This is a genomic window from Halorubrum sp. SD683, from assembly GCF_002135045.1.
In the GTDB taxonomy this organism is placed as follows: Archaea; Halobacteriota; Halobacteria; order Halobacteriales; family Haloferacaceae; genus Halorubrum; species Halorubrum ezzemoulense.
Genome location: NZ_NEWJ01000093.1, coordinates 1 through 9,251, shown reverse-complemented (window position 1 = coordinate 9,251; position 9,251 = coordinate 1). Strand labels below are relative to the sequence as shown.

Here is a 9,251-nt window from a genome sequence, read left to right as displayed (position 1 = left end):
GTGGGGACTGCGGGGGGTGGCGAGGTGCCGGCTGGTGTGCCGGCCGGGTCGGGGCGGAGGTACGGCTACGGCGGGGGGGTGATCGGCTGGAGGGAGGAGTTCTACGGCGGCGACGACGCCGTCGAGGCGACCGCCGAGGAGGTCGTCGCGGGACTTCAGCGCGCACAGGTCGCGAACATCGTCGGCACCGAGGCGGTCGGCGTCGCCGTCGACGCGGGGCTCGTCGACGAGGAGACCGTCTTGGAGTTCGAGGAGACACGGCACGCGCAGTTGCTCTGGCTGTAGCGGCGCACCGCCGCCCGCGTCTCGCCGGGATCCGAACCGGCTAAGGGCGCGGGCGACGAGGCGAATCCGATGAGACGACTCACGCGGAGCGAACTGGCGTCGCGGGTGGGGCCGCGGCCGCCGTCCGACGCCTTCTGGCGGCGCGCGATCGACCGCGGGGAGGCCGCGCTCGGCGTCGGCGCGGACGCCGTCGGCGAAGGCGCGGCCCCGGGCGACGAACCGGACGACGGACCGACGGAGCCGCTCGACACGGGGGACATCGTCGACGTGGGCGACCACGCCTTCGTCGTCGTCGACGCCGACCGCACCGAGAGCGGCGGGCGGATCTACCGGATCGAACTCGTCGCCGACCGCGAGGGAGACTGAGGATCGGGAGACGGGCCGACTCGGAAGCCGACCCACTCGGGGGAGGCGAAACCCGATCAGAGCCCGGCGACGTCCTCGATGGCGTCGGTGAGTTCCTTCACGCTCTCGACGGTGTGCTCGCCCATGTGGCCGATCCGGAACGTCTCCCCGCCGAGGTCGCCGTAGCCGTTCGAGAACGCCATGTCGTACTCCTCGCTCACTTCCTCGATCGTCGCGGCCACGTCGATCCCCTGCGTGTTCTCGATGCAGGCGACCGTCTGCGACTCGTACCCCGCCTCGGGGAACATCGCGAAGTGTTCGTCGGCCCAGTCGTGGACGTACTCCGTCATCTCGCGGTGGCGCTCGTCGCGGGCGCGGTGGCCCTCCTCCAGCATGCGTTTCATCTGCTTGCGATACGCCAGCATGATCGGAATGGCGGGCGTCGAGTGGGTCTGTCCCTTCCGGTCGTAGTAGTCGATCGTCCGGCGGAAGCCGCCGTACCACGAGGAGTCGCCCTTCTCGACCTCGCGGTCGTAGGCGTCGTCGCTCACGACGCAGACCGCGAGCCCCGGCGGCATCGCGAACGCCTTCTGAGTGGACGCGAAGATCACGTCGATGCCGTGTTCGTCGATGTCGACGTAGTCGCCGCCGAGCGACGAGACGGCGTCGACCGCGAAGTACGTGTCCGGGTACTCGGCGATCACGTCGCCGATCTCCTCGACCGGGTTCCGCACGCCGGTGGACGACTCGTTCATCACGCCCGCGACCATGTCGTACTTCGCGTCCGCGGACTCGATCGCCTCGCGCACGTCCGCGGGTTTGACCGCCTCGCCCCACTCGTACTCTAGCCGGTCGACGTCCTTGCCGAGCCGCTCGGCGACGTTGGCGTAGCGCTCGCTGAACGCGCCGCAAGTCGGGACGAGGACGTGCTCGTCGACGAGGTTGAGCGTCGTCGCCTCCCAGAACTCCGTGCCGGAGCCGGTGAGAATCACGACCTCGTGGTCGGTGCCGAGGAACTCCTTCGTGTCCTCGACGATAGTGGTGTACAGGTCGGTCATCCGGTCCATCCGGTGCCCGAACATCGGCTCGGCCATCGCCTCGATGACGTCGTCGCGGACCTCCGTCGGGCCGGGAATGTACAGCGTCTTCTCGTCGTAGTCGTCGCGGTATTCGCGTTTCTTCGTCACGGGATCCACCTGTTAGTTCGTACCGGGACGCGTGCGGGTATGTTCCTTGTGTTACGTTCAAAAACCGGGAACGCCGGCGCCGGGCGCGACCGGCGGCGGGCCGAGGCGGCACCGCGGTGGAGTTGCGCGGATCAACCGTCTTTATAGGCACAGAGCAGAGAATCATGGTATGATACACACACCGAGAGTCGCAACCGCCCGGGGTGGCCCGCCGTGAGCGGCGACGAGGAGCTCGCGAAGGACCTCGGCCCGCTCGCGGCGCTCACCATCGGGATCGGGACGATGATCGGCGCCGGGATCTTCGTCCTGCCCGGCACCGCGGTCGCCCGCGCCGGGCCGCTCGCGGCGTTCACCTTCGTCCTCGGCGGCGTGATCGCCCTGTTCACGGCGCTTTCGGCCTCCGAGCTGGGCACCGCGATGCCGAAGTCCGGTGGGGCGTACTTTTACGTTAACCGCGCGCTCGGGCCGATGTTCGGCTCCGTCGCGGGGTGGGCGAACTGGCTCGGGCTCGCGTTCGCGTCCGCCTTCTACATGTACGGCTTCGGCGAGTACGTCAACGCCCTCATCGGCCTCGGTCCGGTTGGGATCGGCTTCGTGACGCTGGAGGCGGCGCAGGTGATCGGGCTCGCGGGCGCGCTCCTCTTCATCGCGGTCAACTACTTCGGCGCGAAGGAGACCGGCGGACTCCAGATCGTCATCGTCCTCTCGCTCCTCGGGATCCTCGCCGTCTTCACCGTCGTCGGCATCCTGAACGCCGACATGGAATCGCTCCGGCCGCTCGCCCCGCCGGGAACGACGAGTCAGGTGCTGCCGGTGACGGGGATCATCTTCGTCTCGTACCTCGGCTTCGTCCAGATCACCTCGGTCGCCGAGGAGATCAAGAATCCCGGCCGCAACCTCCCGCTCGCGGTGCTCGGCTCGGTCGTCATCGTGACGGTCGTCTACGCGCTGTTCCTCCTCGTCCTCCTCGCGGCGGTGCCGAACGAACTCGTCGCGAACAACGAGACCGCGGTCGTCGACGCCGCCAGACTCCTCTTCGGGCAGTACGAGGTGTTCGGCTTCTCGCTGGGCGCGCTCGGCGCCAGCATGCTCCTGATCGGCGGGCTCCTCGCGACCGCCTCGTCCGCGAACGCGTCGATCCTCTCCTCGTCGCGGATCAACTTCGCGATGGGCCGCGAGAAGATCGTCACGCCGTCGCTCAACGAGATCCACGAGCGGTTCGGAACGCCCTACAAGTCGATCGCGCTCACCGGCGCGCTCATCCTCGTCTTCCTCGTCGCCGGGAGCGTCGAGTCGCTGTCGACGATGGGCTCCGTCCTCCACCTCGTCGTCTACGGGCTGCTCAATCTCGCGCTCATCGTAATGCGCGAGTCGGAGGTCGAGGGGTACGATCCCGACTTCGAGGTCCCGTTCTACCCGCTCGTTCCGATCATCGGTACGATATCGTCGTTCGCGCTGATAATCTACATCGACCCGACGATCATTCTGCTGTCCGCCGGGCTCGTCGTCTTCGCGCTGCTCTGGTACCTGCTGTACGCCCGCGGGAAGGTGGAAGCGCGTGGCGTGCTCGGCTCGTGGATCCTCGACCGCTCCGAGGACCTGCCCGAGCAGGCCGTCTCGGCGGCGACCTCGGTCCAGCCGAGCGGCGACGACTACAGGGTGATGGTGCCGCTCGCGAACCCCGCGACCGAGGAACACCTGATCACGCTCGCCTCGGCCATCGCAAAGCAGCGGAACGGCACCGTCGTCGCGGTCAACATCGCGAACGTCCCCGACCAGACGTCGCTGGAGGCGGCCCGGGACCGCGGCGCCCACGAGGCGGCGCACGGTCTCCTCGATCAGGCCCGCGAGGACGCCGAGACGTTCGGCGTCGACGTGGAGACCCACGTCGTCCTGTCGCACCGCGTGTTCGAGGAGGTGTTCGACGCCGCGCGCACCTACGGCGCCGACATGACCGTGATGGGCTGGGGCGAGGACTCTCACGGGGCGCCCGGGCGCGCCGAGTCCGCAGTCGACGAGCTGGCGTACTCGCTCCCCTCGGACTTCCTCGTGTTCCGCGACCGCGGGTTCGACGCCTCGCGCATCCTCGTGCCGACCGCGGGCGGTCCGGCCTCGGATCTCTCCGGCGCCGTCGCGAAGATGCTCCAGACCGAGTTCGACGGCGAGGTCACGCTGCTCCACGTCGCCGAGGACGACGAGGAGGCGGGCCGCGCGTTCCTCACCGAGTGGGCCGACGCGCACGACCTCTCCGACGCCACGCTCCGGATCGAAAGCGGCGACGTCGAGAACAGCATCGAGCGCGCCGCCCGCGACGCGACGATGCTCATCATCGGCGCGACCCAGAAGGGACTGCTCTCGCGGCTGGTCAGCGGGTCGCTCGTGTTGGACGTGCTCAACGAGGTGGAGTGTTCCGTCCTGCTCGCGGAGCCGCGCAGCGAGCGCGGCATCCTCGGCCGGCTGTTCGGGAGCGGCGCGCGGTCGAACGACGTGACGGACGCGACGGAGACGCCAGCGGAGGTTGGCGTCGGACCGGAGCCGTCGACGCCCGAGATCGACGAGGGCGCGGACCAGGGGTCGAGCGCGGGCGACGAGTCGAAGGCAGACTGACGCGGCGAATTTCTGTTACATAGCGGGTGGCGTCCGAACGATCCCCGTCAGCCCCAGTGCCAGAAGTGGTTGTCGTCGTCCTCGACCGGGTCGGTGCGCTCCCGGAGGGCGGCGACGTCCTCGGCGGTCGGCTCGTGGTCGTCGGGGAGCCGCTCCATACAGTCGAAACAGAGGAAGAACTCCGAGCCGTCGGTGAGTTCGAGCGTCAGCCCCTGCGTCGACTCGAACGCGAAGTTCCACAGGTCGCCGATCCCGCCGGCGATCCGCACGGACCGCTCGCACACGTCGCACGCCTCGGAGGCCATACGCATCTCTCACGGGGTCCGCGGGGTAAGGCGTGTCGCCTCGGTAATTATTATCGCCGCTGTGTGGAGAGACGCGATTGACAGCTCTGCGGTGAACACCGCTCAATCAGCAGCCACTCGTTTATAACCGACTATCAGCAGACCGGCGGCGAACACTCTCAAAGCCCCAGCCGGCGAGGCGGGCGCACGCTCGCTGCGCGCCTCACTCGGTCGCTGTCGCTCCCTCGTTCGGTGCTTACGTCGCCTGCGCCCGCCTCGCCGGCTGCCCCTTTGAGTCCCGCCCGACCGCAACCGCACGGCGCCTCACGCCTCCCCAGCCTCGCGGTTCGCGCTCTCCGAGCGCTCACCGCGTCCAGCGAGAATCGAAGATTCTCTGGCAGCCGGCGCGTAGCGCCGGCGACCTCGCGCGCTCCGTCGCGGCCGCCGAGGGCGGCCGCTCGCAGGCACGCGCCACCGTGAGGGATTCAGCGCTGCTCCGCGTCGATAACGTGTCCGTCGCTCGGGTCGAACCCGACCGCGACCGCGCCGTCGAGGGGGTCGACGGTCCGGACGAGCAGTTCGCGGTCGCCCCAGTCGAGCGTGACGCGCGTCGTCTCGCCGAGGAACTCCGCGCTGGCGACCGTCGCGCGCAGCGTGTTTTCGCCGACCGGAGCGGCGGTCTCGCCGCCTCCTGCTCCACCCGCGCTCGCGACGCGCAGGTGTTCCGGACGGACGCAGAACGCGATCCGGTCGCCGACTTCGGGCGAGTTCGTCGCGGGCGCGCCCTCCCCCGCATCGCCGCCGCCCCCGGGTGCGACGCGGAGGGTCTCGTCGCCGCCGTCGACGTCGACCGCGAGTTCGCCTTCGCCGAGCGACTCCACGACGCGGCCCGCGAACACGTTATTGTCGCCGACGAACTCCGCGACGAACCGCGTCGCGGGCTCGCGGTACACCGTCCGCGGGGGTGCCACCTGCTCCGGCGTCCCGTCGTTCATCACCGCGACGCGGTCGGAGACGGCCAGCGCCTCCTCCTGGTCGTGCGTGACGTATATCGTGGTAATCGACAGTTCGGACTGGATCCGCTTCACCTGCGCGCGGAGCCGTTCGCGGAGCCGCGCGTCGAGCGCGCTCATCGGCTCGTCGAGGAGGAGCACGTCGGGGCCGGGCGCGAGCGCCCGCGCCATCGCGATCCGCTGCTGTTGCCCGCCCGAGAGGCTCTCCGGGTCGCGGTCGGCGGCGTCCGGCAGGTCGACCAGTTCGAGGAGTTCCGCGACGCGCTCGTCGCGCGTGACGCCGTCGGGCGGGTCGGCGAAGTTGAGCCCGTACGCGACGTTCTCTCCGACGGTCATGTGCGGGAACAGCGCGTAGCTCTGGAAGACGACGCCCACGTCGCGGTCCTCCGGGGGCACGCCGGCGACCGACTCGCCGCCGAACCGGACCGTCCCGCTCGTCGGCTCCTCGAACCCGGCGATCAGGCGGAGTGTGGTCGTCTTCCCGCAGCCCGACGGCCCGACGAGCGTGAAGAACTCGCCCTCCCGCACCCGGAGGCGCACGTCGTCGACCGCGGCCGTCTCGCCGTAGCGCTTCGTCACCCCGTCGAGTTCGACCGCGACCGGTGGGTCGGGCGCAGACTCCGACTTCGGTTCAGAGCCCACGGTGGTCACCCCCGAGCCGCTCGATGACGACGAAGCTGACCCCGGTGACGACGAGCAGGACGACGCCCATGGCGGTCGCCGGTCCGAGCCGCCGCCCGATGAACCGTTCGATCGCGACGGGCATCGTGTACGCGTCGGCGCCGGTCGCCAGCACGACGGTCGAGGTGAACTCGCCGATCGAGACGGCGAACGCGAACGCCGCGCCCGCGACGACCGCGGGCCAGACGAGGGGGATCTCCACGTCCCGGATCACCCGCGCCCGCGAGGCGCCGAGCGCCCGCGCGGACTCGACGAGCGAGCGGTCCAGCCCGGCGAGCCCGGGCGAGACGGTGCGCACGACGAACGGGTAGCCCGAGACCGCGTGCGCGACGACGATCGCGGCCGCGCCGCTCGCGGCGATCCGCCACCCCCCGATCTCGACGCCGAAGACGAGCCCCCGCAGGAGACCGAGCCCGACGATGATCCCCGACACCGCCAGCGGCGCCATCGCGGCCGCGTCGACCAGCGTCCGCCCGCGGTACCGCCGCGTGGTCAACACCGCGACGACGACGCCCATCGGGAGCGCGAGCAGCGTCGCGCCTGTCGCGAACGCGAGCGAGTTCCGGATCGCGGGCCACGGACGCACCTGAAACGCCGCCCCCGTCTGCTGGCGCTCGACCAGAAATCGGTAGTGGTCGAGCGTGAGCGCGCCGTCGCCGCCGGTCACCGACGCGAGGACCATCGACGCGATGGGCGCGAGGAAGACGACCCCGGCGACGACCCCGTAGGCGGCCAGCCCGGCCCGCGGCAACAGCTCGCGGAGCGTCGCGGCGGGCGGGGAGAGCGGGCGCCGGGGGAGCGGCCGAGCGCCGCGCGCGCCGGTCGACTGCCGGGCCTCGTACCGGAGGTACGCGAGCAGGACGCCGAGCGAGACCGCGAGTTCGATGATCGCAAGCACGGCGGCCTCGGCGTAGCTCAGGTCCCGCACCAACCGGTAGACGAGCACCTCGACGGTCACGAGCTCGAACCCCCCGAGCGCCAGGACGATGGGGAAGGTTCCGAAGGTGAACACGAACGTCAGCGCCGCGCCCGTGAGGACGGCGGGGTACACCTGCGGCGCGACCACGTCGACGAACGCCCGGACCGGCCCAGCGCCGAGGCTGCGGGCGGTCTCGACCGCGCTCGCGTCCACCGACTCCCACGCCGCGGTCGTCACGCGCGCCACCAGCGGCGCGTTGTAGAACGCGTGGGCGATCACCACCGCTTCGAGGGTGAACATGAGTTCGACCCGCGGGAGTCCGAGCGTCGTCAGGGCGGCGTTCAACGTGCCGTTCTCGCCGAACGTGGCGACGAACCCGACCGCCACCATGATCGACGGGAGGACGAACGGGACGATGGTGAGCGAGCGCAGGGTTCGCCGCCCGGGGAACTCGAAGCGCGCGAGCAGGTAGGCGGCCGGGAGGCCCAGGGCGACGCTCGCGACGGTCGAGAGGACCGCTTGGTACGCGGTGAAGCCGACGATCCCGAGTCGGCGGTCCGGCGAGAGGAGCGCCCGCGCGACCGCGACCGGGGACTCGCCCGACAGCAGCCGGGCGAGTTCGCCGAAGTAGAACGGGTCGGTGAGCACCTCGGCGAAGGCGCCGAGGGTGACGGCGCCGTCGACGACGACCGCCTCAATCAGGACGGTCGCCGTCGGGTAGTAGAAGGCGACGACGAGCGCGGCGCTGGTGAGGGCCGCGAGCGCCGTCAGCGCGCGCGCCTCGGCCCACTCCCCGAGCCGAGACAGTCGCCCGTCGTGGTCGGTCACGCGCTCGGTCCCTCGTCGGACACGCGATCAGTTCCCGGCGTACTGCCGCTCCCAGGCCTCGACCCACGCGTCGACCGAGCCCTGGAGCTCGTCGTAGGTGAACGTCACCGGGTCGGCCGGCTCCTTCGCCAGCTCGGCGTAGTCGCTCGGCAGCTCCGCGCCGTCGGTCGACGGGAACGCGACGTTGCGCTGGGCGATCTCCCCCTGAACGTCCGGCTCCAGCATGAACGACATGAACTCGCGGGCGAGGTCGGGCTCGTCTGCGTCGGCGAAGAGGGCCATCCCCTCCGGGTTCGCGTACGCCTGGTCGTTCAAAAAGCGGATCTGGTGCTTCTGGAGGTCCGCGCCCTCCATGTCCGCGAACACCTGATCGGTGGAGTAGGAGACGACGATCGGCGCCTCCCCCTCGCTCCACGCCGCGTACGCGTCGTCCCAACTCCCCAGCACGCGCACGTCGTTCGCTTGGAGTTCCGCCCAGTAGTCGAGGTAGTCGTAGTCGGGGTCGCCGTCCCCGCCCGCGACGGCCTCGCCGTCGCCGTCGCTCGCGACCCCGCCGTCGCCGAAGCGGCTGATCGTGTGGAGGAGGAACGCCCGCCCGGTCGCGGAGCCGCCGGGGTTCTGCGCGATGAGCGCGCCCGCGTGCTCGTCGTCGAGCAGTCCGTCGAACGTCTCCGGCGCCTCTGCGGTCGTGCTGTCGTACACGAGGCTGACGTAGCCGGTGTCGAACGGGACCGCCCGCTCGAACGGGTCGAACCGGAGTCCCTCCTTGACCGCGTCGCGCCCGTCGACGTCGCCCGCCTCGGCGAAGAGGTCCTCGTCGAGCGCCCCGTCGACGCGGACGAGGTCCTCCGTCGTGAGCCCGACGTAGAGGTCGGCGTCGATGCCCGCGCCAGAGGCGGCGCGCTCAACGTAGTAGTTCACCTCGTTGTCGGGCGTCGCCCACTCCAGCGTGGCGTCGTACCGGCTCTCGAACTCCTCTTTGAGCCACTCGCCGGGGCTCACCGACGGCGCGTCGATGAAGTTCGTGTACGTGGCGACCGTCAGGGTCGGCGTCTCGTCGCCGCCGTCGCCGCTCTCCGATCCGCCGTCGTCGGTTCCGTTG

8 protein-coding genes are annotated in these 9,251 nt (G+C 70.5%); 3 read left to right on the top strand and 5 right to left on the bottom strand.

The window, feature by feature from the left end; genetic code table 11:
- Nucleotides 1-36: 36 nt before the first annotated feature.
- Both B9G49_RS14805 and B9G49_RS14800 read left to right on the top strand, forming a co-directional pair.
- Complete coding sequence (locus B9G49_RS14805; protein ID WP_086216882.1) at nucleotides 37-285, top strand: DUF424 domain-containing protein; 249 nt, start codon at nucleotides 37-39, stop codon at nucleotides 283-285.
- 69 nt (nucleotides 286-354) lie between these two features.
- On the top strand, nucleotides 355-651 hold the full coding sequence (locus B9G49_RS14800; RefSeq protein ID WP_086216881.1) for a hypothetical protein: 297 nt from the start codon (nucleotides 355-357) through the stop codon (nucleotides 649-651).
- A 56-nt stretch (nucleotides 652-707) separates the two neighbouring features.
- On the opposite strand, the gene B9G49_RS14795 is transcribed toward B9G49_RS14800, so the two are convergent.
- Nucleotides 708-1,817 carry an alanine--glyoxylate aminotransferase family protein gene (locus tag B9G49_RS14795; protein WP_049932152.1) on the bottom strand — a complete coding sequence of 370 codons (1,110 nt, stop codon included), beginning with the start codon at nucleotides 1,815-1,817 and terminating at the stop codon, nucleotides 708-710.
- Nucleotides 1,818-2,030: 213 nt separating this feature from the next.
- Between B9G49_RS14795 and B9G49_RS14790 the strand changes: the two genes are divergently transcribed.
- Nucleotides 2,031-4,424 carry an amino acid permease gene (locus tag B9G49_RS14790; protein WP_086216880.1) on the top strand — a complete coding sequence of 798 codons (2,394 nt, stop codon included), beginning with the start codon at nucleotides 2,031-2,033 and terminating at the stop codon, nucleotides 4,422-4,424.
- Nucleotides 4,425-4,471: 47 nt separating this feature from the next.
- On the opposite strand, the gene B9G49_RS14785 is transcribed toward B9G49_RS14790, so the two are convergent.
- From B9G49_RS14785 to B9G49_RS14770, 4 genes are all read right to left on the bottom strand, one after another.
- A complete protein-coding gene (locus tag B9G49_RS14785) occupies nucleotides 4,472-4,729 on the bottom strand; it encodes a hypothetical protein (protein ID WP_049932058.1) in 258 nt (85 codons plus the stop codon).
- Between the two features lie 464 nt (nucleotides 4,730-5,193).
- Nucleotides 5,194-6,363: an ABC transporter ATP-binding protein gene (locus tag B9G49_RS14780; protein WP_086216879.1), complete on the bottom strand. Its 1,170-nt coding sequence runs from the start codon at nucleotides 6,361-6,363 to the stop codon at nucleotides 5,194-5,196.
- Entirely contained in the window at nucleotides 6,353-8,149 is a 1,797-nt protein-coding gene (locus B9G49_RS14775) for an iron ABC transporter permease (protein ID WP_086216878.1), read from the bottom strand. Before B9G49_RS14775 ends, B9G49_RS14780 begins: the two co-directional genes overlap by 11 nt.
- Nucleotides 8,150-8,176: 27 nt before the next feature.
- On the bottom strand, nucleotides 8,177-9,251 hold a 1,075-nt coding region (locus tag B9G49_RS14770; protein WP_143414721.1), incomplete at its 5' end, for a thiamine ABC transporter substrate binding subunit.

Coding starts and splice junctions, on each gene's coding strand:
- B9G49_RS14785 (WP_049932058.1), bottom strand. CDS start 4,729: ATGGCCTCCGAGGCGTGCGACGTGTGCGAGCGGTCCGTGCGGATCGCC.
- B9G49_RS14800 (WP_086216881.1), top strand. CDS start 355: ATGAGACGACTCACGCGGAGCGAACTGGCGTCGCGGGTGGGGCCGCGG.